At 71.2% G+C, this 23,621-nt stretch carries 12 protein-coding genes; 7 read left to right on the plus strand and 5 right to left on the minus strand.

Features of this window, described 5'->3' with window-relative positions:
- Positions 1–68: 68 nt before the first annotated feature.
- The 4 genes from glgA to glgB all read left to right on the plus strand — a co-directional run bounded on the left by glgA (position 69) and on the right by glgB (position 6,806).
- Positions 69–1,277, plus strand: coding sequence for a glycogen synthase (gene glgA / locus ACWENR_RS08055; protein ID WP_452276296.1), 1,209 nt, complete (start codon positions 69–71; stop codon positions 1,275–1,277).
- Between the two features lie 128 nt (positions 1,278–1,405).
- A complete protein-coding gene (locus tag ACWENR_RS08060; protein ID WP_452276297.1) occupies positions 1,406–2,470 on the plus strand; it encodes a golvesin C-terminal-like domain-containing protein in 1,065 nt (354 codons plus the stop codon).
- A gap of 146 nt (positions 2,471–2,616) precedes the next feature.
- Positions 2,617–4,716, plus strand: a complete 2,100-nt coding sequence (locus tag ACWENR_RS08065) for a maltotransferase domain-containing protein (RefSeq protein WP_452276298.1) — start codon at positions 2,617–2,619, stop codon at positions 4,714–4,716.
- On the plus strand, positions 4,704–6,806 hold the full coding sequence (glgB, locus tag ACWENR_RS08070; protein ID WP_452276299.1) for a 1,4-alpha-glucan branching protein GlgB: 2,103 nt from the start codon (positions 4,704–4,706) through the stop codon (positions 6,804–6,806). The genes ACWENR_RS08065 and glgB overlap by 13 nt, the downstream gene beginning before the upstream one ends.
- Positions 6,807–6,951: 145 nt before the next feature.
- Here the strand turns inward: glgB and ACWENR_RS08075 are convergent, their stop codons facing one another.
- The 4 genes from ACWENR_RS08075 to ACWENR_RS08090 all read right to left on the minus strand — a co-directional run bounded on the left by ACWENR_RS08075 (position 6,952) and on the right by ACWENR_RS08090 (position 15,676).
- Positions 6,952–8,034, minus strand: a complete 1,083-nt coding sequence (locus ACWENR_RS08075) for a golvesin C-terminal-like domain-containing protein (RefSeq protein ID WP_452276300.1) — start codon at positions 8,032–8,034, stop codon at positions 6,952–6,954.
- Entirely contained in the window at positions 8,035–8,184 is a 150-nt protein-coding gene (locus tag ACWENR_RS08080) for a hypothetical protein (protein ID WP_452276301.1), read from the minus strand.
- Between the two features lie 518 nt (positions 8,185–8,702).
- Positions 8,703–15,023: an RHS repeat-associated core domain-containing protein gene (locus ACWENR_RS08085; protein WP_452276302.1), complete on the minus strand. Its 6,321-nt coding sequence runs from the start codon at positions 15,021–15,023 to the stop codon at positions 8,703–8,705.
- A 338-nt stretch (positions 15,024–15,361) separates the two neighbouring features.
- Complete coding sequence (locus ACWENR_RS08090) at positions 15,362–15,676, minus strand: hypothetical protein (protein WP_452276303.1); 315 nt, start codon at positions 15,674–15,676, stop codon at positions 15,362–15,364.
- Positions 15,677–15,946: 270 nt separating this feature from the next.
- Here ACWENR_RS08090 and ACWENR_RS08095 point away from each other — a divergent pair, with 270 nt between their 5' ends.
- On the plus strand, positions 15,947–19,828 hold the full coding sequence (locus tag ACWENR_RS08095; RefSeq protein WP_452276304.1) for a LamG-like jellyroll fold domain-containing protein: 3,882 nt from the start codon (positions 15,947–15,949) through the stop codon (positions 19,826–19,828).
- A gap of 70 nt (positions 19,829–19,898) precedes the next feature.
- Here the strand turns inward: ACWENR_RS08095 and ACWENR_RS08100 are convergent, their stop codons facing one another.
- On the minus strand, positions 19,899–20,939 hold the full coding sequence (locus ACWENR_RS08100) for an App1 family protein (protein WP_452276305.1): 1,041 nt from the start codon (positions 20,937–20,939) through the stop codon (positions 19,899–19,901).
- A 135-nt stretch (positions 20,940–21,074) separates the two neighbouring features.
- Here ACWENR_RS08100 and ACWENR_RS08105 point away from each other — a divergent pair, with 135 nt between their 5' ends.
- The gene (locus ACWENR_RS08105; protein WP_452276306.1) at positions 21,075–22,694 is read left to right on the plus strand and encodes a hypothetical protein; all 1,620 of its coding nucleotides are present in this window, start codon (positions 21,075–21,077) and stop codon (positions 22,692–22,694) included.
- Between the two features lie 61 nt (positions 22,695–22,755).
- Positions 22,756–23,553 carry a peroxide stress protein YaaA gene (gene yaaA / locus ACWENR_RS08110; protein WP_452276307.1) on the plus strand — a complete coding sequence of 266 codons (798 nt, stop codon included), beginning with the start codon at positions 22,756–22,758 and terminating at the stop codon, positions 23,551–23,553.
- Positions 23,554–23,621: the final 68 nt, after the last annotated feature.

Genomic DNA, 23,621 nt, shown 5'->3' on the forward strand with positions numbered 1-23,621 from the left:
CCGACGCTAACCATCCGCCGGGGACTTCACCACTCGTACGGGCACACTCCTGCACTAGGGTGCGGGGGATGACGGATTCCGCACACCTTCGCGTCGATCTGCTGACCCGGGAGTACCCGCCGGAGGTGTACGGCGGGGCCGGCGTGCACGTGGAGTACCTGGCCCGGGAGCTGCGCCGGCTCGCCGACGTGCGGGTGCACTGCTTCGGCGCGCCGCGCACCGAGCCGGGCGTCACCGCGTACGCCGAGCCGGCGGGCCTGACCGGCGCGAACGCCGCGCTGCGGACGATGGGCGTGGACCTGGAGATGGCGGCGGCGTGCGCCGGCACCGACGTGGTGCACAGCCACACCTGGTACGCGAACCTGGCCGGGCACGCCGCGAAGCTGCTGCACGGGGTGCCGCACGTGGTGACGGCGCACAGCCTGGAGCCGCTGCGGCCGTGGAAGGCCGAGCAGCTCGGCGGCGGCTACGCGCTCTCCTCCTGGTGCGAGCGCACGGCGTTCGAGGCCGCCGACGCGGTGATCGCGGTCAGCGAGGGGATGCGGCGCGACGTGCTGAAGGCGTATCCGGCGGTGGCCCCGGACCGGGTCCGGGTGGTGCACAACGGCATCGACACCGACGAGTACTCCCCGGACCACGGCACGGACGTGGTCCACCGGCTGGGCATCGACCCGGCCCGGCCCAGCGTGGTCTACGTGGGGCGGATCACGCGCCAGAAGGGGCTGCCCTACCTGCTGCGGGCGGCCCGGGAGCTGCCGGCCGACACCCAGCTGGTGCTGCTGGCCGGGGCTCCCGACACGCCGGAGATCGCCGCCGAGGTGGAGGGGCTGGTGGCCGAGCTGCGGGCGACCCGCTCGGGCGTGGTCTGGGTGGCCGAGATGCTGCCCAAGCACGAGGTCGTCCAGGTGCTCACGCACGCCACCGTCTTCGTCTGCCCGTCGGTCTACGAGCCGATGGGCATCGTCAACCTGGAGGCGATGGCCTGCGAGACGGCGGTGGTGGCGACCGCGACCGGCGGCATCCCGGAGGTCGTGGCCGACGGCGAGACCGGCCTCCTCGTGCCGATCGAGCAGGCGTCCGACGGCTCGGGCCGGCCGCTTGACCCGGGCCGGTTCGTCGCCGACCTGGCGACGCGGATCAACGAGGTGCTGGCGGCCCCGGAGCGGGCGACCGGGTTCGGGCTCGCGGGCCGGCGCCGGGCGGTCGACCGGTTCTCCTGGGACGCCGTGGCGCGGCGGACGCTGGAGGTGTACCGGTCGGTGGGCGCCGCCGGCTGAGGAGGGCCGGTTGGACGGAAATCTTCGCGCGTCAGATCCACGGACGTAGACATCTTTCATGTGCATCGATGCTCCGCTATATTCCGGGAATCGTTGATCTCTTCGGTGATTCCCCAAGCGAGGTGCACATGTTCGATGACTCGGCGCTGCGGCGGCGTACCCTGCTCGCGGCCCTCGCCGGCGTCGCGGCCGTCCCCGTCCTCGGGGGCCGCGCGCTGGCCGCGTCGCCCAAGGTCTACATCGACCCGGGCCACGGCGGCACTGACCCCGGGGCGGTCGGCAACGGGCTGCAGGAGAAGGCCCTGACGCTCGACATCTCCCTCCAACTGCGCGACATCCTGCAGGCCAACTGGGCCGTCGACGTCCGCATGTCCCGGACCACCGACATCACCCGCAGCCTGACCTACCGCACCGACGACGCCAACGCCTGGGGCGCGAACCTCTTCGTCAGCGTGCACATCAACTCCGGCGGCGGCACCGGCTTCGAGAGCTACCGGTACCCGACGGCGGACGCGGCCACCGTGAACCTGCACAACGCGCTGCACCCGAGGGTGCTCGCCGGCATGCGGTCCGTCGGTTCGGTCGTCGACCGGGGGCTCAAGACCGCCAACTTCCACGTGCTGCGCGAGACGAACATGCCCGCGGTGCTCACCGAGAACCTCTTCATCGACACCCTCGCCGACGCGAACCTGCTCAAGCGGGCCGACTTCATCACCGCCACCGCCCGGGGCCACGCCGAGGGCATCGCCGCCTACCTGGGGCTGGGCAGCCCGAACCCGCCCGGCTTCAGCGCGATCGTGGACAACGCCACCGCGGGGCGGTTCACGGCGAGCACCAACTGGGGCACCTCGACCTACTCCAGCCAGCGCTACGGCGCCGACTACCGCTTCGCCACCCCCACCCCCGCCAGCGACGCCGCCTGGTTCAAGGTCGCCATCCCGGCCGCCGGGAACTACCGGATCGAGGTACGACACCCGGCCGACCCGGGCTACAGCAGCGCCGCCCCGCACGTCGTCGTCACCTCCTCGGGCAACCAGACGGTCAACGTGGACCAGCGCGCCAACGGCGGCGTCTGGCGCTCGCTCGGCACCTTCCCGCTCGCCGCCGGCGACCGCAACCTGGTCGCGGTGAGCCGGTGGACCAACGCCACCGGTTACGTCGTGGCCGACGCCGTCCGGGTCACCCGGGTCTAGCTCCGGCCGCCCGGCGTACGCCACGGCCGGGCCTCCCGCCCCACGACCGTCGCGGGGGCGCGAGGCCCGGCGGTGGCGGCGCCCGCGCGGGCCGGAAGGAGGCGCTTGACCGAGCGCGAGACGATCTCCCGCAGTAGGTTGAAGCGGTGACTGGTCGCTTCCCGATCGAGGACGTCTCCCCCGTCGTCTCCTGCGGTCGCTACCCGGCCAAGGCGGTCGTCGACGAGCCGGTGCCGGTGTCGGCGCGGGCCTACCGCGAGGGGCACGACGCGCTGGGCTGCAACGTGGTGTGGCTGGGCCCCGACGGGCGGGCCCGACCGTTCACCCGGATGCGCCCCGGCGAGCCCGGCCAGGACCGCTGGCACGCGGTCATCCGCCCCGACGCGGTCGGCGAGTGGGCCTTCACCGTCGAGGCGTTCCAGGATCCCTACCTGACCTGGCAGAACGCGGTCACCAAGAAGATCGCCGCCGGTCAGGGGCCGGCGGAGCTGGCCAACGACCTGGCCGAGGGCGCCCGGGTGCTGACGGCCGCGGCCGAGCTGGTGCCGGCGGGCGACGTCGACCGGGTGACGGCGGCGGTGGCGGCGCTGCGTGACGAGCGCCTGGAACTGCCCCGCCGGGTCGCCCCGGCGCTCGAGCTGGCCGCCCTGCTCTGGCGGCATCCGGTACGCGAGCTGGTCACCACCGGCGAGGAGCACCGGCTCTGGGTGGACCGACGGCGGGCGCTCTTCTCCGCCTGGTACGAGTTCTTCCCCCGTTCGGAGGGGGCGATCCCCGCGACCGTCGACGCGCCGGCCCGCTCCGGCACCTTCGCCACCGCCGCCGAGCGCCTGCCCGGGGTCGCCGCGATGGGCTTCGACGTGCTCTACCTGCCACCGATCCACCCGATCGGCCGGATCAACCGCAAGGGCCGCAACAACTCGCTGACCGCCGGGCCGGACGACGTCGGCTCCCCGTGGGCGATCGGCGCCGCCGAGGGCGGCCACGACGCCATCCACCCCGACCTGGGCACGGCGGAGGACTTCCGCGACTTCGTCGCCGCCGCCGCCGAGCAGGGCCTGGAGGTGGCGATGGACCTGGCGTTGCAGTGCGCCCCGGACCACCCCTGGGTCGCCGAGCATCCGGAGTGGTTCACCACCCGGGCCGACGGCACCGTCGCGTACGCGGAGAACCCGCCGAAGAAGTACCAGGACATCTACCCGCTGAACTTCGACAACGACCCCGAGGGCATCCGGGCGGAGATCCTGCGGGTGGTGCTGCACTGGGTGGGCGAGGGCATCCGGATCTTCCGCGTCGACAACCCGCACACCAAGCCGTTCGACTTCTGGCACTGGCTGATCGCCGAGGTGAAGAGGGTCGACCCGGACGTGCTCTTCCTCGCCGAGGCGTTCACCCGGCCGGCGATCATGCACGGCCTGGGCAAGATCGGTTTCACCCAGTCGTACACGTACTTCACCTGGCGCACCTCCGCCGCCGAGATGCGGGCGTACTGCGAGGAACTGGTGGCCGCGGCCGACCACATGCGGCCGAACTTCTGGCCGAACACGCCGGACATCCTGCACTCGTCGTTGCAGCACGGCGGCCCGCCGATGTTCAAGATCCGGGCGGTGCTGGCCGCGCTGCTCTCCCCCTCCTGGGGCATGTACGCCGGCTACGAGCTGTTCGAGCACGTCGCCCGCCCCGGCGCGGAGGAGTACCTCGACAACGAGAAGTACGAGCTGCGCCCCCGGGACTGGGCCGGCGCGCAGGCGCAGGGGCGCTCACTCGCCCCGTTCATCGCCACCCTCAACCGGGTGCGCCGGGACAACCCGGCCCTGCACCAGCTGCGCAACCTGGTCTTCCACGAGATCGACAACCCGGCGTTGCTCTGCTGGTCCAAGCACGACCCGGACACCGGCAACACGGTCGTCGTGGTCTGCTCGTTCGACCCGCAGGGCGTGCAGTGGGGCAACACCACGCTCGACATGCCGGCGCTCGGGCTGGACTGGCACGACCGGTTCACGGTGCACGACGAGCTGACCGGCGCCAGCTACGACTGGGGGCAGCGCAACGCCGTACGCCTCGACCCGTACCTGCAACCGGCGCACGTGCTGACCGTGCGGCGACCGGTCGCCGGTCCCGACGCCGGCCCGGCGCCGGCGTCCGGCGCGCCGGACCTGACCGTCGAGAGCGTGCCCGACGACCTCTCGGGCGGCACCGCCCCGACCGCCCCCGCCCAGGAGGACGACGCCCGATGGACGAGCTGATCACCGGCGCGACGCACGATCCGCACGCCGTCCTCGGCGCGCACCCCGCCGACGGGCGCACGATCGTGCGCACGCTGCGCCGGGGCGCCGCCGACGTCGCCCTCCTGGTCGGCGGCGAGCGGCACCCGATGCGGCGCGCGCACGACGCCGGGGTCTTCGAGGCGACGGTGCCGGGCGAGGTGCTCGACTACCGGATCGAGGTCGACGGCCGGCCCCACGACGACCCCTACCGCTACCCGCCCACGCTCGGCGAGCTGGACCTGCACCTGATCGGCGAGGGCCGGCACGAGCGCCTCTGGGAGGCCCTCGGCGCCCGGGTCTTCGACGAGGGCGTGGCGTTCACCGTGTGGGCGCCGAACGCGCGGGGCGTCCGGCTGGTGGGCGACTTCGCCGGCTGGGGGCCCGACGACGGCTGGCCGATGCGCTCGCTCGGCTCCAGCGGGGTGTGGGAGATCTTCGTCCCGGGCGTCGGGGCCGGGGCCCGCTACAAGTACCGGATCCTGGGCGCCGACGGGCAGTGGCGGGACAAGGCCGACCCCCTGGCGGCGTACGCGGAGGTGCCGCCGGCCACCGCCTCGGTGGTGCACCACTCCACGTACGAGTGGAGCGACGCCGACTGGCTGGCGCGGCGGGCGCGGCGGCAGCCGCACCAGGAGCCGATGAGCGTCTACGAGGTGCACCTGGGGTCGTGGCGGCCCGGGCTGGGCTACCGGGAGCTGGCCGAGGAGCTGGTCGCGTACGTCACCGGGCTGGGCTTCACCCACGTGGAGTTCCTGCCGGTGATGGAACACCCGTTCGGCGGCTCGTGGGGCTACCAGGTCACCGGCTACTACGCGCCGACGTCCCGTTTCGGCGACCCGGACGACTTCCGCCACTTGGTGGACCGGCTGCACGCCGCCGGCATCGGCGTGATCCTCGACTGGGTGCCGGCGCACTTTCCCAAGGACGAGTGGGCCCTCGCCCGCTTCGACGGCACGCCCCTCTACGAGCACCCCGACCCGCGCCGCGGCGAGCATCCCGACTGGGGCACGTACGTCTTCGACTTCGGTCGCCGGGAGGTGCGCAACTTCCTGGTCGCCAACGCGCTCTACTGGTGTGAGCAGTTCCACGTCGACGGGCTGCGGGTCGACGCGGTGGCCTCGATGCTCTACCTGGACTACTCCCGCCAGGAGGGGCAGTGGGCACCGAACGTGCACGGCGGCCGGGAGAACCTGGAGGCCATCGCGTTCATGCAGGAGGTGAACGCGACGGTCTACAAGCACCACGCCGGGGTGCTGATGATCGCCGAGGAGTCCACCGCCTGGCCCGGGGTCACCCGCTCCACCGACACCGGCGGGCTGGGCTTCGGCTTTAAGTGGAACATGGGCTGGATGCACGACACCCTGCTCTACACCTCGAAGGACCCGATCTACCGGCAGCACCACCACCATCAGCTCACGTTCTCCCTGGCGTACGCCTGGAGCGAGAACTACGTGCTGCCGATCAGCCACGACGAGGTGGTGCACGGCAAGGGCTCACTGGCCGGGAAGATGCCCGGCGACACCTGGCAGCGGCTGGCGACCGTGCGCGCCCTGCTGGCGTACATGTGGGCGCACCCGGGCAAGCAGCTGCTCTTCATGGGCTGCGAGCTGGCCGACGACCGGGAGTGGAGCGAGGAGCGGGGCCTCGACTGGCACCTGCTGCACGACCCGGCCCGCGCCGGCGTGCAGCGCCTCGTCGGCGACCTCAACCGCGTCTACCGGGACGTCCCGGCGCTGTGGGCGCAGGACACGGAGCCCGCCGGGTTCCGCTGGATCGCCGGGGACGACGTGGCCAACAACGCCGTCTCGTTCGTCCGGATCGCCCCCGACGGCTCCACCCTGGTCTGCGTGGCGAACTTCTCCGCCCGGCCGCTGCACGACTACCGGATCGGCCTGCCGGCCGGCGGGGCGTGGACGGAGGTGCTGAACACCGACGCGCACCACTACGGCGGGTCGGGGGTGGGCAACCTGGGCGAGGTGCACGCCGAGGCGGTGCCGTGGCACGGCCTGCCGGCGTCCGCCGCCCTCCAGGTGCCGCCCCTCGCCGTCCTCTGGCTACACCACGCCTGACCCCACCCACCCACCACCCCCCGCCCCCCCGCCACCAGCCGCGATCTTGCAGTTTCTGCCCCAGATATGTCCCGAAAGACCAGAAGGTCGGGGCTGAAACTGCAAGATCGGCGGGCCGGTACGACGGGGGACGTGGCGGTGCGGGTCAGAGGCGGGTGATTCGGATGGCGTCGGCGACGACGTATCCCTGGGCGCTGGTCCAGCGGCTGACCCCGACGACCTGGCGCGTCCCCGCGGCGAGATCGTAGGTGCCCAGCACCCGCCACTGCCCGCCGCCGGTGCGCTGGTCGACCTTGACCGTCACGGTCCCGTTCGCCGTCGCCACCAGGTGCGGCGCGGCGCTGTTGTAGCCGGGGTCGGCCGGGTGCCAGACCTCCACCCGGTAGCTGCCCGTGGCGGGCAGCGTCGCGGTGAACCAGGCCGGGTCGCTGACCGCCTCCGGGCTGGCGAACCGGTAGTTCGCGCCGTAGCGCGCCGGGAGGTACGACGACGTGCCCCAGGTGGCGGCGGCGGTGAAGCCGCCGGCGGTGGCGTTGTCCACGATCACGCTGAACGTGCCGCCGGTGCCGGTGACCACCCGCGCGTTGCTGGCCGGGCTCTCGTGGTGCAGCCGGTCGAGGGCGGTCACCAGGTAGCGGTACGTCGAGCCGGCCGCGGCGGTGGCGTCGGTGAACGTTCCGGTCGTGCCCGAGGCGCGGACCGTGCCGAGCAGGTGCCGGCCGTCGGCGAGGTCGCAGGGGTCGACCGCGCCGTCGCCGGGCAGCCGGTACACGGCGTACGCGGCCGTGCTGCCCGTGGCGCCGCGCTGCCAGCTGAGCGTCACGCCGGCCGTGCCGCGTACGGCCGAGGTGAGGTTGGGCGCGGCGGGCGCGGCGCCGCCCACCCCGGCCGGCGCCAGCGCGGGCCGGCGGTAGTGGTCGGTCGCCACCCGGGAGACGGCGCCGATCCGGTCGGCGCGGACGTCCTTGGCGCTGAAGTGGATGTCGCCGAGGACCCGGGGGTAGGTGCGGTTGAGCGTCAGGTGGTCGGTCAGCTCGGCCGGGTCCTGCCAGGCCGCGTCCTGCCCGGCCGCCCCGGCCCGGTAGGTGGCCTGCCCGACGAGCAACTGCACGTCGGTGCCGGTCACGGTCTCGGACCACCAGCGGACCAGCTCCGCGTAGTCGGCCGCCGAGTGGCCGATGTGCCAGTAGAGCTGCGGGGCGATGTAATCGACCCAACCCTCCCGCACTCAGCGCCGGGGGTCGGCGTAGATGGCGTCGTACGACTGGAGGCCGGTGGTACGCGAGCCCAGCGGGTCGGTGCCGGCGTTGCGCCAGATGCCGAACGGGCTGACGCCCAGCTTCACCCACGGCTTCGCCGCGTGGATCTTCGCACCCATCGTCCCGCCCTGCTCTGAAGGACCACCGGAAGGGCCGCCGGCCAGCGGCACTTGGGCGGAGGTACTCAACACCGACGCAGAACTCGCACAGATGCCTCCGCCGCGGCAGAGGCATCTGCAAGGCAGCGCTCGGTGTCCCGAGAGCAGATTGCTCCCTGAATGACACCGAGCGCTGTCATGGAGCGCCGGCCGTCCCCTTCTCAAGCTAAGAGGCCCTTTTTCATGCTAATCGCAGCAAGTACTGCCCGCCGGTAGCCAGCATCACCATGCCCACTGGAATCATCAGCACTCCAATAAACCTGTCCAACAAGACGAAGAACTTCCGCCGTCTGACGAGTTGCTCGTCCTCCCACATCAGTTTTCTGGACGACGTCAATGGGCGCACGACACCCATAGCGAGCGCTATGTGCTTCGTCGCAATCCCTCGGTAATTCAGCGCGAGGGCTGCTCCTATTGTCATCAAGAGAGCACCCAACAGAATACTAATCACCCCTCGCCACATCACGACGCCCCCTTACTCAATCCTCTTCCATATCCGGAAGCCACCAGCCGTCGTCACCGCCAATTTGCGTGCCCCAGAAATTGTAGGTAACACCCACCCACAGTGACATGCCAACACCGACACTCATACCGTGGTAGGTCTTCGCATGACCGTTCTGATCTTTCCCGCCGGACTTTACACCGCCGGTATAGCAGCCGCCAGGGCCATCACCGAAGCACGTCTGCCAGCCCTTCGGGCTTTGCTGATAGGGCCTTGCGCTGACGCCCCCGACGGTCGCACTGACCCCAAGACCCACCCCCATGCCAGCCGTACTGCTCACGTAACCATCCTGGTAGGTGAAGCCAATACAGAACATGAAGCATGCGGATGCATTGATCTGACCATAGCGATGAACAGCCTTCAGGGGTTCAACAGCATCTTGAGCCCGCCGCCCCAACTCCATCACCATGCAATCCACGCACCAACCGCCCGCTTGCCAACCGACACACCGATTGAAGACACATACCTGGGAACGACCAACGCTTGGATCAAGGCCCGGCCCCACCCCGAAGAACGGGTTCTTCCGCGGCGGCGTTTTTCTCGCGGGCGGCACATACTTGCCAGGCTTGGACTTGGTGCTGCCCAGATGGCGCTTTTTTCCCCAAGAAACATTCTTCTTGGTACCACAGCCTCCATGGCACCCTCCCGCACCGCGTCCGTCACCCTTCTTCAGCGGTCGAGGGTCATAGCCGTAGCAGTCGAAGTGACGGCAGTCTTCAGGGATCATGCCAGTCGGGTCGCTGGAGGTGACCGGCGTGTTGTTGGCGTACGAGTAGGCGTTCCACTGCTGCGGCTGCGCTGTGTCCTGCAAGGGGTCGACCGATACGAACCGGCCGATGGCGGGATCATAGGCGCGGGCGCCGACGATAGTCAGTCCGGTCGGACTCATCGGCTTGTTGAGGAAGCCGCGGTTGTCGGGCGCCGTCACTGCCGCGCCGCGAGCCGCGCCGTACGGCGTGTACTGCCGCCAGGTCGGGTTCTGGGCCGTGTTGTCGAGATAGAGCGACGGCGTGCCCTGGTGGTCGGCGATGGCGAAAGAGTACGCCGTGCCGCTGCCACTGCGGATGCAGCTACCGCCGCCGGGCAGGGCGTAGTAACGGTCCCCGTCGATCACGCCGGTGGCGGTGTTGAGCGTGAGCTGCTGTCCCGGTAGGTACAAGGTGGTCTTGCCCGGTTCCTTCTGGAGCAGCAGGTTGCCGTCGGCGTCGTACACGAAGGTGTTGTCGCCGCTGGCGCCGCCGGTGACTCCGGTCAGCTTGCCGGCGTCGTCCCAGGTCATGGTCTGGTTGCCCTGGGCGGCGTTGCGGCCGGTGGTGTTGCCGGCGGCGTCGTAGGCGTAGGAGGTGGAGCCGGTCGCCCCGCCGGTGGTGCTGGTGGAGGTCAGGGTGTGGGGCTTGTTCTGGCCGTTGCCGTCGTAGGTGTAGGTGGTGGTGGTGTCCGCGCCGCCGGTGAGGTTGTGCTCGACCTGCTTGGTGCGGTTGCCGACGACGTCGATCTGCCAGCTGGTCCAGTAGGCGCTGCCGGCCCCGATGGCGTTGCCGACCATTCCCTTGTTGGCGTCGGTCGGCGCGGCGGCGCACGCGTCGGTGGCGGTCCAGGCCTCGGTGAGCCGGGCCAGGCCGTCGTAGCCGTAGCACTGCGTCTCGGCCGGCGTGGTGCCACCGTTCCGCTTGCTGACCTTGCGGGTGATGTTGCCGGCCAGGTCGTACCTGTACTCCTGCTCGTCGACGGTCGACGGGGTCGCCGTCGAGCGGGTGACGAGCTGGTTGGTCAGCCGGCCGGTGTGGATGTCGTAGGTGTTGGTGACGGCGGCGAAGCTGGTGGCGGTGCCGATCTTCTGCTGATCGACCCGCCCCCAGGCGTCGTAGCTGACGTCGTTGGTGTAGCCGGCAAGCCCACCGAGGGTCTTGGGCAGGTCGAGCACGCCACCGTAGCTGCGGAACACCGTTTCGGTGGGCAGGCTGCCCTTTGCCGGGTAGCTGTCGGTCATCGGCAGCCCGACCAGGGAGTGGTAGGTGTGCCCGAATGCGTACGACCCGGCGAGGGCACCCTCGGTGTCCGGGATGGTGACCGTCGCCCCGAGGGAGCTGCCGAAGGCGTCGAACGCCTTCTGCTGGGTCGTGTACGCCTTGCCACCCCGGTAGGCGGTGGTGGTGGTCAGCTTGCCGATGGCGTTGGTGACCCCGGCCACGGCGTTGCTGTTGTCGTACACCCAGGCGGCCCGCTGGTTGGCCGAGGACTGGTTCTCGACCGTGGCGGCGTACTCGCCGGTCTTGCGGTTCAGCGCGTCGTACGTGTACGACAGCGTCTTGCCCCGGCCGTCGGTCGACTGCTCGAGGTTGCCGTTGGCGTCGTAGCGCATGGTGCTGTCACCGGCGTCGGGGTCGGACTTGGCCACGACCCGGCCGAGCAGGTCGTAGGTCGAGGTCCACACGTTGTCCTCGGCGTCGGTGAGCGTGGACTGGTTGCCGTGGCCGTCGTAACCGTACCTGCTGATCGTGGCGGTGCCGCCGGTGACGGTGAACGTGCCGGTGAACGTGTCCGCCGGCGTGGTGACCGTCGGCCGGGCGCTGTACTCGTGCAGCTCCTTCTTGCGGCCAACCGGGTCGGTGATCGTGGCGGTGACCACGCCGCCCTCGGGCGGGACGACCGTGCTGCGGTCGCCGCCGTGGACGGTCGTCGTCCTGGACACGGTGACGCCGTCCTTCGCCGCCTGCACGATCACGGCCCGGCCGAGGCCGTCGTAGGTGGTGAAGGTCTGGTTCGGCACCTGCTTGTGCAGGTCCGCCGCAGACGCCGGGGTGCTCACCGTCGGGGTCGTGGTGGCGTCCCACCACCCGTTGTAGGACGCGCGGGTCCAGCCGCGGCTGTCGTAGAACGTGTCGTTGACCATCCGACCGCCCTGCGGCGTCATCGACTGGGTCTGGCGGGTCCGCAGCAGCGCGTCATAGATCGTGACGCTGGTCTGGTAGCCCTGCTGCGAATTGATCTTGTCGCTGGTGACCGCCGTGACGCCGGTCTTCGACACGGTGTAGGCGAACTTCTGGTTCGCCGGCGTGTTCGTGGCCCGCGAGTTCAACCAGACGGCGGTGTTGCGGCCCAGCGCGTCGTAGTGCTGCCTCGTCACCAGCTTGTTCGCGTCTGTCGTGGTGAGTGTCGAGCCGCGCCTCGGATTAACGGTCGCGGACACCGACTGGCCCAGCGCGTTCGTGGTCGAGGTGCCCGTGACCAGGTTGACGGCGTTCATGGTGTAGCCGTTGGTGGTCTTGTTGCCCTTGGCGTCGTACTCGTCGACGACCCGGCCGTAGGAGTCGTAGGTCGACCGCTCGGTGGTCTGCCAGGCGTAGGCGCCACCGGTGTGGTCCCTGGCGACCTGGGTCATGGTGACGTCGCCCTTGGTCGGGGCGGTCGTCTGCGGGAACGTCGTGGCGAAGGTGGTGTCGTCGTAGAAGTTGCGCTCGGCCTTCACCACCTGGGCCGGCCGGTTGACCGTGGTCGGGGCGGTGAGCGTGTTGGCGCTGCCGGGCTCCGAGGCCGGACTGCCCTGGGTGAAGCCGCCACACGCCACCGACACGGTCTCGGCCTGGCTGACCAGGCCGACGAGGTTCTTCGCCGCGTTGACCGGGGCGAAGGTGTAGGTGGTGCACTGGTCGTGCGCCGGGTTCGCCGGCACGGTGTAGGTGTAGGTGTGCTTGAGCACGCCGAAGGTGGCGCTGGCGGTGTTGGCGTCGTAGCTGTTGTCGGTGGCGGTGTACCGCCACGTCACCGAGCCGCCGCTGATGACCGCCTGCCGGCTGTAGGTCTTGACCGGCTCGACCCACTGCGCCGTCAGGGCCGACAGTCCGGTCCGCGACCGGGTCGCGGTCGCGCCGGAGACCCAGTACGAGGTGATCGTCGAGGAGTCGATCCGGCCGCCCTCGCCCAGGTACCGGGTGCTCTCCAACTCCTTGCCGACGAGTTCGTCGACGTCCTCGTGGGTGCCGCCGGCGGAGTCGGTCAGGTTCACCACCGTGGTGTTGTTGTTCTTCGACATGCCGCGGTAGTAGGCGACCTCGGACAGGGTGCGGCGGTCATTGACGCCGTCACCGTTGAGGGTCTGCACCTTGGCGTAGCCCCTGAACTGGCCGTAGGTGCGGTACTTGGCCTTGACGACCTCGTTCTCGTCGTAGCGCCACGCCGCCCCACCCAGGTACTTGTAGCTCGTCGCCAGCGCTGGCGCCCCACCCGTCGGGTCGGTGGAGGTGACCCGGGTGACGGCGTATTTGTGGAACCAGTCCCGGAACTGTTCGGTGTAGCCGTCCGGCGTCCAGTAGACCGGGTAGCAGGACTTGGTGTTGCTCGCCGGATCGGTCGTCACCGGTGCCGTGCAGGGCACGGGCAGCTCGTAGCTGGGAGAGATGACCGAACCGGTCTCGGTGGTGACGGTGGCGATGCGCTGCCGGTAGAAGTTCGGCAGGCCGCCGGTGGTGTCGACGCGGTTGGCCAGCTTGGTGCCGGTGAACGACACGGACGGCAGGCTGATCGCGCTCGTGGATCCGCCTGCGCTCGTGTCGTGGCCGGTGCGGGTGACTCCCGACAGCCACAGCGTCGGCGACGTGCCGTCGCCGGTGGCCGGCATGGTGTGCGACAGGGCGTACGAGTCGACCTTCTCGTACGCCGAGGTGGCCGGGTTGTACTGCTGCGTCTCGATCGAGGTCAGCCGGACGGTGGAGAAGAACGAGGGGCTCCAGTTGTCGCAGTCGACACCGGAGTTGCAGATCAGGTCGAACGGCACGTCCGGCCAGTTCGCCTTGTTGGTCGAGTTCAGCGGCTGGCAGGTCCCCGAGAGGCAGCGGTCGCCGGTGTTGAACACGATCCGGTTGGGCACGGTGCCGTAGGCGTTGCCGGCGGTGAAGCCGTAGTCGATGCGGGCGAGGCTGCTGTCGCGGATGTAGGCCACGTCCGTGGTGCCCTTGTTCCGGCCGTAGTGGTTGACGTCCTGGTCGTAGTAGTAGGCCATCGCGTTGCCGTGGGCGTCGTAGACGTGGTCCAGGTTCCACCGGTACGCCATCGTGCACACCGACGAGGAGAACCCGGCCGCGTTGTAGCACGGGTCGCCCGCGTGCGGCGAGTAGACCGGAGAGTGGTCGACCGACTTGGTCTCGGCCTTGCCCGAGGCCCAGCCCGGGAGCCGGTTTCGGCCGAACTCGTAGGTGACGCCGCTGCGCAGGGTCACCCGCCAGTAGTCGGTGTTGTAGGTGCCGCTGCCGTTGTTCGAGTTCGTCACGTGGGTGACGACCTCACCGTTGTCGGACTCCGGCTTCCACACCTTCTTGACCGCGTCCCACACGAGCGACGTGGAGGACCCGTTCAGCGACAGCGTCAGGATCGGCCCGTCGTAGCAGCGGTCGTAGGTCTTGACGGGGGACGGCTTGCCGCCCGGCTCGTCCATGCAGGACGCAAAGGTCTGCTCGACGTACGAGCGTGGGGTCGACCAGCCGTCCCCGACCCACGACGACTGCGCGTTGGTGGAGGCGGTCTGCCCGTCGACGCTGCCCGAGTCGTAGGAGAGGGCGACGGTCGGCACCAGGTCCGACGCCGCCGGAGGCACGGTGACCGGGTACGAGTAGGTGAACGACCCGGTGCTGCCCCCGCCCGTCCAGGACCCCGACGGCTTCAGGTCGGTCGCCGCGTACGTGCCGCCCTTGCCGCCCTCCTCACCCGCCGTGGCGATCGCGGCCAGCACCGTCGCGCCGCTCGCTTCGGAGCCCGCCATCGGCACCTCGGCCGACACCGTCTTCGCCGCCACGTCGTTGGCCGACGCCAATGGCTCGCCCGCGCGGCACGAGGCCAGACTCGGCGTGGTCAGCGCGCACTCGGGCAGCCGCACCAGCCGCAACCGCGACCCGTAGTTGCCGCCGAATGCCTCGGCGAACTGCGCGTAGTCCACGCCGACCCGCACCGCCCCCGACGACACGTCCGGGGCGACCGACAGCAGCACGCCGTCCACGCCCGCGGCCTCGGTCGCCTTGCGGTCGGCGATGCGCACGTCGAGGCGTCGCGGGCCGGCGTACCGACCGTCCTTCGCCGCCACGGGCTGCACCCAGACCGGCGTACCCGTGGCACGCGCCTTGCCCGGCGCCACCGACCGCTGCTGTGGCGCGGTCAGCTCCAACCGTCCCGACGCCGCCTGCGGCCACCGCGTCCGGGACGGCTTGTGGGTGGACTTCGCGTCGTCCGGCGGGGTCACGAACCGCGTCGGCGACGGCTTGACACCCTTGACCGACCGTCCCGGCGACACCGCCGGCGGCTTCGCCACCTCTCCGTCCTTCGGCTTAGCCGATGCCGGCGCGCCTGACAACAGGCTCACCATCAACGACGTCGCCGCGACCACCGCGACCAACCGTCTCGAACGAGACCACAGGCGCATGCCCCCGTGCCACACCATCCGAACCCCACTTCCGCGAGACACAAGAAACCACGCGGAGTGTTCGGCCGAACACCCCCGTGGCGCGATCAATCTGTCACGTCGCTCACGTTCGGAGGTCACGAAATGATCACGATAGACATAGATCACATTGATCAGATCGCCCCAATGGCATCCGAAAGGACAAACGAGTGTGACGGCGAGGTTCCGCAGAGCTACAAACGGCTGCTTCACTGTGGCCGCTCACCGGACGCCGCAGCGCGTCCACCGGACACGATCACGGGGGAGAAACCCTTGATGCCCACCACCCACCCTCCGGACAGGAGGCGGGTCGCTGTCGCCGCAGGCGTCGTGGCCAGCGTCCTCATCACGGGCGCGGCCACCGCGCTGCCCGTTCCGTCGGCCGCCGCCGCGCCCGTCCCGTCCGCCGCCACCAAGCCGACCGGCGCCTCGTCGCTCGGGGTCGACCAGGCGATGGCGCAGGCCAGGCGGACCGGCAAGCCGGTCGAGGCCACCGCCGCCGGCACCCCCACCGCGACCGTCACCGCCCGCCCGAACGGCGTGGTCGAGCTGACCCAGACGGCCGCACCGACCCGCGCCCGGGTCGACGGCAAGTGGAAGGCCCTCGACCCGACCCTCGTCCGCCAGCCCGACGGCACCATCACCGCGGCCGTGTCGACGAACCCGATCCGGCTCTCCCCCGGCGGAACCGGACCCCTCGCCCGGATGAGCAGCGGCACCCGGGCACTGGCCGTCACCGTGCCGATGCACTGCCCGCGCCGACCCTGTCCGGCCCCACCGCCACCTACCCCGAGGTGCTGCCCGGCGTCGACCTCACCGTCACGGCCACCGCCGAGGGCGGCTTCTCCCACGTCTTCGTGGTCAAGAACCGGCAGGCCGCCGCCAACCCGAGCCTGGCGGCCCTGGACCTGACCACCGTCGGCGAGAACGTCACTCTCGCCGCCGACGCCGCCGGGAACATCACCGGCCGCGACCGTCACGGCGCCACCGTGCTTACCGCCCCCGCCCCGACCATGTGGGACTCCGCCGCCGGCCCCGCCACGCGCAGCGCCGCGACGTCCAGCCCCGCCGCGCCGGGCCGCGCCGCGAAGACCGCCCCGATCGGGGTGAAGATCGCCCCCGGCAAGCTGCGGCTGACCCCGGACCGGACGCTGCTCACCGACCCGAAGACGGTCTACCCGGTCTACGTCGACCCGACATTCAGCTGGACGCCGTACGGGGCCGGCAAGGGCGGCTGGGCCACCATCTCGTACCAGCACCAGTCGACGAACTACTGGAAGAACACCCCCGACCCGAACGACCGGATGCAGGTCGGCAACTCAGGTGAGCAACGCTCCAACACGCTGATCAACTTCCCGGTCCCCCACACCACCCTCGTGGGCGCGGAGATCTACGACGCGATCTTCAAAGTCACGAACACGCGGTCGTGGAGCTGCACGCCCAAGACGGTCAACGTCTACGCCCCCGGTGCCACGCTGTCGTCCTCCAACGCCACCTGGAACTACTGGGAAGGCCAGTCGAAGGGACCGCTGGCCGCGTCGGAGAGCTTCGCGTACGGCTACAGCGGCTGCGCCGCCGCCGCGGTGTCCTTCGACATCACCGGCCAGATCCGGGCCGACGTAACCGCCAAGCGGGACATCCGGACGCTGTGGATGGTCGCCGCGAACGAGGCCAGCGACACGCAGAGCTGGAAGGAGTTCCTGGAGACCAGCCCGACGCTGACCATCCGCTACAACCACAAGCCCAACAAGCCCACCGGCATGACCACCTCCCCGAAGACCACCTGCACGGGCGGTAGCACCGTCGGTGACGGATCGGTCTCCCTCTACGCCCCTGTGTCGGACCGTAACGGCGGCACCCTCGGCGTCTCCTTCAAGCTCTGGAAGACGTCCGACACCACGCAGACCGCCCTCGCTTCGTCGAACCCGAGCCTGCTGACCTACTCCTCGGGCAGCACGGCGGTGCTCGTCGTACCGGTCGCCACGCTGCGCACCGCCGCAGGCGGGGCACTGACGAGCTTCTCCTGGAAGGTGCAGGCCACCGACTTCCGCACCCCCAGCGACTGGTCCGCGACCTGCACCTTCACGTTCGACCCCACCCGCCCCGGCGCGCCGAACGTGCCGGAGGTGGCGGACGGCACGACCACCATCGGCGAGCCGTTCACCGTCGAGATCACGAAGGCGGAGGGCACCGACCCGAGCGGCTACGTCTACCAGCTCAACGCCGGTCCCCCGACCGACGCCACCGCGACGAACGGCGCGGCCACGATCAGCATCACCCCGAGCCGGTTCACCAACACGCTGACCGTCACGAGCATCTCCGCCGGCGGCAACATCGGCGACAGCAAGAGCGTCACGTTCAACTCGAACCCGGCGGCCACCGCGGCGGACGGAGACCTGACCGGCGACGGCGCTCCCGATCTCGTCACCGTCGGCGCCAGGCATGGCCTGCCACCCGGACTGTGGCTCGCGCCCACCGACGGCGAACAGAGCGCGCTGGTCGGCACGAACATCGGCGCACGGGGCAACGGCGTCACCGGTCAGAACTCACCCGCCGACTACAACGGTGCCCAGGCCATCACCGGCCACTTCACGGGCACCGGTCTCCAGGACGTCCTCGTCTACTACCCGGCGACCGGAAACGGTGGCGTCCTGCGCGCCAACGGCGACGGCTCGGTCATCCAGGCCCAGCAGAGCGGCAACCAGTTCAGCGTCTCTGGCGAACTCCTCGTCGACTCGGACGGCACCCTGCCCCGCCAGCTCGTGAACGCCGGCGACATCCGCGGCGCCGCGACCGGGATTCCCGAGTTGCTCGGCATCAGCGGCGACACCACCGTCGGCCATCACCTCACGTACTACTCCAACTTCTACGCCCCCGCCCTCTACGCCAACCCGCAGCGCATCGAGCAGCCGACGCCCACCGGCGGCGACGACTGGAACAACTGGACCATCGCGACGGCCCAGCTCACCGGCAGCACGGCGATGTTCCTGTGGAACCGCACCACCGGTGCTCTCCACCTCTGGACCAACCTCGCCTTCGACGGCAACAACCTGCTCACGTTCAGCGCGTACAAGCTGTCCGACGCCTGGAACGCCGGCGCGGACCTCACGCTGAGAGCCGCCGACATCGACAGCAACGGAACCCCGGACCTGTGGACGGTCGGCACCGGCGCCAGCACGGGCGCCTGGCTCGTCAGCAACCTCGCCCCCGGCGCCGCCGGCTCGGTGGGCACCGGCACGATCACGGCCCAGGCCAGCCGGACCCTCATCACCGCCGACCACGCATGGCAGCTCAACGACGCCGATACCGGGGCGGTGAGCACCGCCCGGGACACGGCGGGCACCCTGCACGCCACCGGCAACAGCGGGGTCAGCTGGAGCACGGGTGACGCGTTCGACCCGGACGTCGTCTTCGACGGCACCAGCGGCACCCTCACCACCGCCACCTCCCCCGTGAACACCAGCACGGATTTCACCGTCTCCGCCTGGATCAAGCCCGCCGCCCTCGGCGGCACGGTCCTGTCTCAGAACGGCGCGAACACCGCCGGGTTCAGGCTCTACACCGATGCCGGCGACAGGTCCTGGCGCTTCGCCATGCCGCGCACCGACGTGGCCTCACCCACGTACGACACCGCGAGCGCCGGGGCGAACAGCGCCCGAGTGGGCGTCTGGACCCTGGTGACCGTCAATTTCCAGAAGTCACTGAACCTGATGACGATCTACGTCAACGGGGCGAACGTCGGCCGGGCCAGCCACAGCACCGTCTGGAACGCGACCGGCGGCCTGCGGATCGGCAGCCACAGAACCGGCGCGACGACCTACGGCGGCTGGTTCAAGGGCGAACTGGCGTTCGTCCAGGCGTGGAAGCGGGCGTGGAGCATCGCGCCGGCGCCGAAGGCCCGCTACGCCAACATCGTCGCCACCAGAACGGACGGTTCGCTCTGGTATTACCCGCACACCGGAGACCTGTCCAAGCCGTACGGCTCCGGCAACCTGATCGGGAGCGCGTGGAACTCGTTCGACCGGGTGATGACCGCGGACATCAGCGGCGACACCTACCCGGACCTCGTCGCCACCAAGCCTGACGGCACGCTCTGGTACTACGGCAACAACATCAACCTGAACCCCGGCAAGCCATACGGCTCCGGACGCCAGGTCGGTGCGGGGTGGAACACCCTGCCGAAGACCACGAGCGGCGACATCGACGGGGATGGGCACGCTGACATGATCAGCATGCGGACCGACGGCACGTTGATCTGGCACCACAACCGGTGGGCAACCAACTCGGTAGAGCCGTTCTACGGCAGTGGCGTCACGATCGGCACCGGCTGGACCATGTACAACCGGATCATGGCCGGAGACATCACCGGCGACGGGTACACCGACATGATCGCCACGAAGGCCGACGGCACCCTCTGGTACTACCAGAACGCCTACGCGACCAACCCGAGCCGGCCGTTCAGCAGCCCGATCCAGATCGGTACGGCCTGGGACGGGTACACCCGGATCGTGCCGGGCGACGTGAGCGGTGACGGGTACGTCGATCTGATCGGCACCAAGTCGGACGGCACCCTCTGGTACTACGGCAACAACATCAACGTCAATGGCAGCAACAAGCCGTACAGCTCCGGCCGCCTCATCGGCACCGGCTGGAACACGTACAACCGGATCTTCTGATCCCGTAGGGCAAGGGGTCGGTCGCGGTGCGAGCCGCGGCCGGCCCCTTGTCCGTGCGCCGGTCGACCAGTCAGACCAGGCCCGCGTCGCGCAGCAGCTTCCACAGGCCGGCGCCATCGGGCGCCGAGAGCCACCGCTGCCCCACCGGCCCGGAGGCCGACTGGCCGGCCGGGGCGGGCAGGCCGCCGGCCAGCACCGACTGGGCCGGCGAGAGCCGGCGGATCGCCACCCCCGCCACGTTCTGCGGGTGGGCGGCCGCGAACTCGCGGTAGATCTCCGGGTCGTGCTGCCCGTCGTCGCCGACCAGCAGCCACTTCACGTCCGGGAACTCCTTGGCCAGCCGGGCCAGCGTGACCCGCTTGTGCTCCCGGCCGCTGCGGAACCAGCGGTCCGCCGTCGGCCCCCAGTCGGTCAGCAGCAGCGGCCCGGCCGGGTAGAGGTGCCGGGACAGGAAGCGGGTCAGCGTCGGCGCCACGTTCCACGCCCCGGTGGAGAGGTAGAAGACCGGGGCGCCGGGGTGCGCGGTGGCCAGCCGCTCGTAGAGCACGGCCATGCCGGGAACGGCCGCCCGGGCGTGCTCGTCCAGGACGAAGGTGTTCCAGGCGGCGAGCAGCGGGCGGGGCAGCGCGGTGACCATCACCGTGTCGTCGATGTCGGAGAGGATGCCGAAGCGCACCTCCGGGTCGAGGATGCGCACCGGCGCCTCGACCGGCTCGGCGTCGGGCAGGCTGATCCGTACCGCCCCCCAGCCGGGCGGCAGGTCCGCCTCGACGAGCGTGTCGATGAAGCCGCTGCGGTCCGTGGTCGCCTCGTGGCGTACCCCGCCGGCCTCGATGGTCACGGTGACGTGCTTGGCGGGCAGCGTGGTGAAGCTGCGCCAGCCGCGCACCTTCTCCAGCCGGCCCCGCTGCCGGGTGTCCGGCCGCCCCAGCAGCACCCGGCACATCACCCGCGCCCAACCCGGCGCGCCGTAGCCGGCGTACGCGACGATGTTCGTCCGCCAGCCGGTGCGCCGCAACCGGCGCTCGACCAGCGAGTGCACGGCGTCCTCGATCCGCGCGGCCCGGTGCAGGTTCGGTACGGCCAACTGGCCGGCGGCAGTGGGTGGCACGCCAGCAACCCTGCCACAACCCGGCGGCCTCGGCCACGCGAGGCGATCTTCGGCGGCCCGGGCTGCGCCGATCCGCCCCGGCGGGCCCCGGCGACGTGAAACACTCCGGTCGGGACGACGACGGGGGCGTTGGTCGTGTCGCAACCAGTGCGCAAGCGTGGGCGATGGCGTCCGCGGCTCGACCGGCCGGCGCTCGTCGCGCTGCTGTTCGGGCTCGCCGGGGTCGGCTACCGGCTGGTCCTGACCCTGCACACGGTGCCGGTCTCCAACAGCGACGAGGCCACCTTCGGGCTGGCCGCGCTGCACATCGCGCAGGGCCGCGAGCTGCCCGTCTTCCTCTACGGCCAGCGCTACATGGGGATGCTGGAGTCCTACCTGGCCGCCCCGCTGGTCGCGGCGGCCGGGCCGAGCTGGCCGCTGCTGCGCCTGCCGCTGCTGCTGCTCTACGCGCTCTTCCTCTGGCTGATCCACCGGCTCACCCGGCGGATCTGCTCGCCCTGGTTCGCCGCCTTCGTCGTCGGGCTGCTGGCCGTCGGCGGGGAGCGGGTGGTGCGCGACCAGCTGACGGTGGTCGGCGGCCGGCCGGAGGTCAAGGCGGCGGTGCTGCTGATGCTGCTGGTCGTGGTGGGGCTCGCCCGGGGGACGGTGCGCCACCGCCGGCTGGCCGTGGGGCTGTTCGGCCTGCTCGCCGGGGTGGCGGTGTGGTCGGACTGGCTGATCGTGCCCTACCTGGGGGCCGCCGGGCTGGCGCTGCTCTGGGTCGCCCGCCGGGAACTGCTCGGCTGGGCCGGGGCGCTGCTGCTGGCGGGGTTCGCCGTCGGGGTCGCACCGATGATCCGGGACAACCTGGTCGCCCCGCCCGGCGAGGACTCGCTGTCGGTGCTCCGGGAGATCAGCACCAAGGCCGGGCCGACCCCGCCGTGGCCGCGGCGGCTGGACGGCGGGCTGCTGGAGGGGGTGCCGCTCGCCACCGGCCTCTGCCCGGTCGACGGCTGCACCCGGGGCCAGGAGTGGTTCGGCCTGCTCTACCCGGCGCTGCTGGCGGTCGCCGCCGCGCTCGCCGTGGTCGCGTACCGGCGGGCCGCGGGCGCCCCGCCCGGGCGGCGGGTCGGCCCCGTGGTGCACCTCGCGCTCGTCGTCGGCGCCGCGTTGACCCTGCTGTCGTACGTGCGCAGCCCGCTCGCCGCCACCAGCCCGCTGGACAACGCCCGCTACCTGTCGGTGCTCCAGCTCTCCCTGCCGGCGGTGCTGTGGCCCCTGTGGCTGGCGGCGGTCGCCTGCTGGCGGGGCACCGTCGGGGCGCTCGGCCGGCTGGCCGGGGCGCTCGCCACCGCCGTGCTCGCCGCGCTGGCCGCGACCGCGCTGGTGGTCACCGTCCTCTTCGCCGCCACCGGGACGGCCGCGTCGCGCGTCGAGGAGCGGCAGGCCCGCGAGCTGGCCGACCGGCTCCGCGCGGACGGCCCGCACGAGGTGTACGGGGACTACTGGACCTGCAACCGGCTGATCTTCAACACGGACGAGTCGGTGGTGTGCGCGGTGCTCGACGGCGAGCTCACCCCCGGGCAGAACCGCTACCCCGCGTACTGGCGGCAGGTGGGGCGGGCCGACCGGCCGGGGTACGTGCTGCCGGCCGGCTCGACCGCGGAGCGCCGGCTGCGCCGGCTGCTGGGCGACCGGGCCGACGCGGCGCTGCGCGCCGAGGTGGGCGGGTATCGCGTGTACCACCCCGAGACGCCGGTGCGGCCCTGGCGGTAGCGACGGCCCGTACGCTGGCCGGACCGGCGCGCGGACGGCGTGCCGAGCGAGGAGCCCACCGATGATCGTCCTGCTGCCGCCCTCCGAGGGCAAGGCCGACGCCGGCACCGGCCGGCGGCTGGACCTGGCCCGGCTCTCCCTGCCGGAGCTGACCGGCGCCCGGGAGGAGGTGCTGGCCGCGCTGGTGGCGCTCAGCGAGGGCGACGACGAGGCGGCGGCCCGGGAGGCGCTGGGGCTCAGCGAGGGCCAGCGGGGCGAGCTGCGGCGCAACGCCCGGCTGCGGGTGGCGGCCACCGCGCCCGCCGGCCGGCTCTACACCGGGGTGCTCTACGAGGCGCTCGACCTCGCCTCGCTTCCGCCGGCGGCGCAGCGGGCGGCGCGCCGGTCGGTGCTGATCAGCTCGGGCCTCTGGGGCGCGGTACGCCTCACCGACCGGATCCCGCCCTACCGGTGCCCGATCGGGGCGCGGCTGCCGGGCGTCGGGGCGCTGTCGGCGTACTGGCGGCGGGCGCTGGGGCCGGCGATGGACGCGGCGGCGGGCGCGGGGCCGGTGCTCGACCTGCGCTCCGGCGCGTACGCGGCCACCTGGACGCCCCGGGGCGAGGCGGCCGCCCGCACCGTGACGGTCCGGGTGCTGCACGAGCGGGAGGTCGACGGCGTGCCCGTCCGGTCGGTGGTGAGCCACTTCAACAAGGCGACCAAGGGCCGGCTGGTGCGGGACCTGCTGACCGCGGGCGTGCGGCCGCGCTCGGCCGACGGGCTGGTGGCGGCGCTGCGGGACCTGAAGTACACGGTGCTGGAGCAGCCCGGCCCCGCCGGCCGGCCACGTCAGGTCGACCTGGTCGTCACCGAGCTGTAGGGCAGCCGCAAGATTTCCTCAAGGCTGCGGCCGACGGGTTTCGCGGTCGGCGTCGACCGGTCACGGTA

The sequence above is a fragment of the Micromonospora sp. NPDC004336 genome (genome assembly GCF_053602615.1).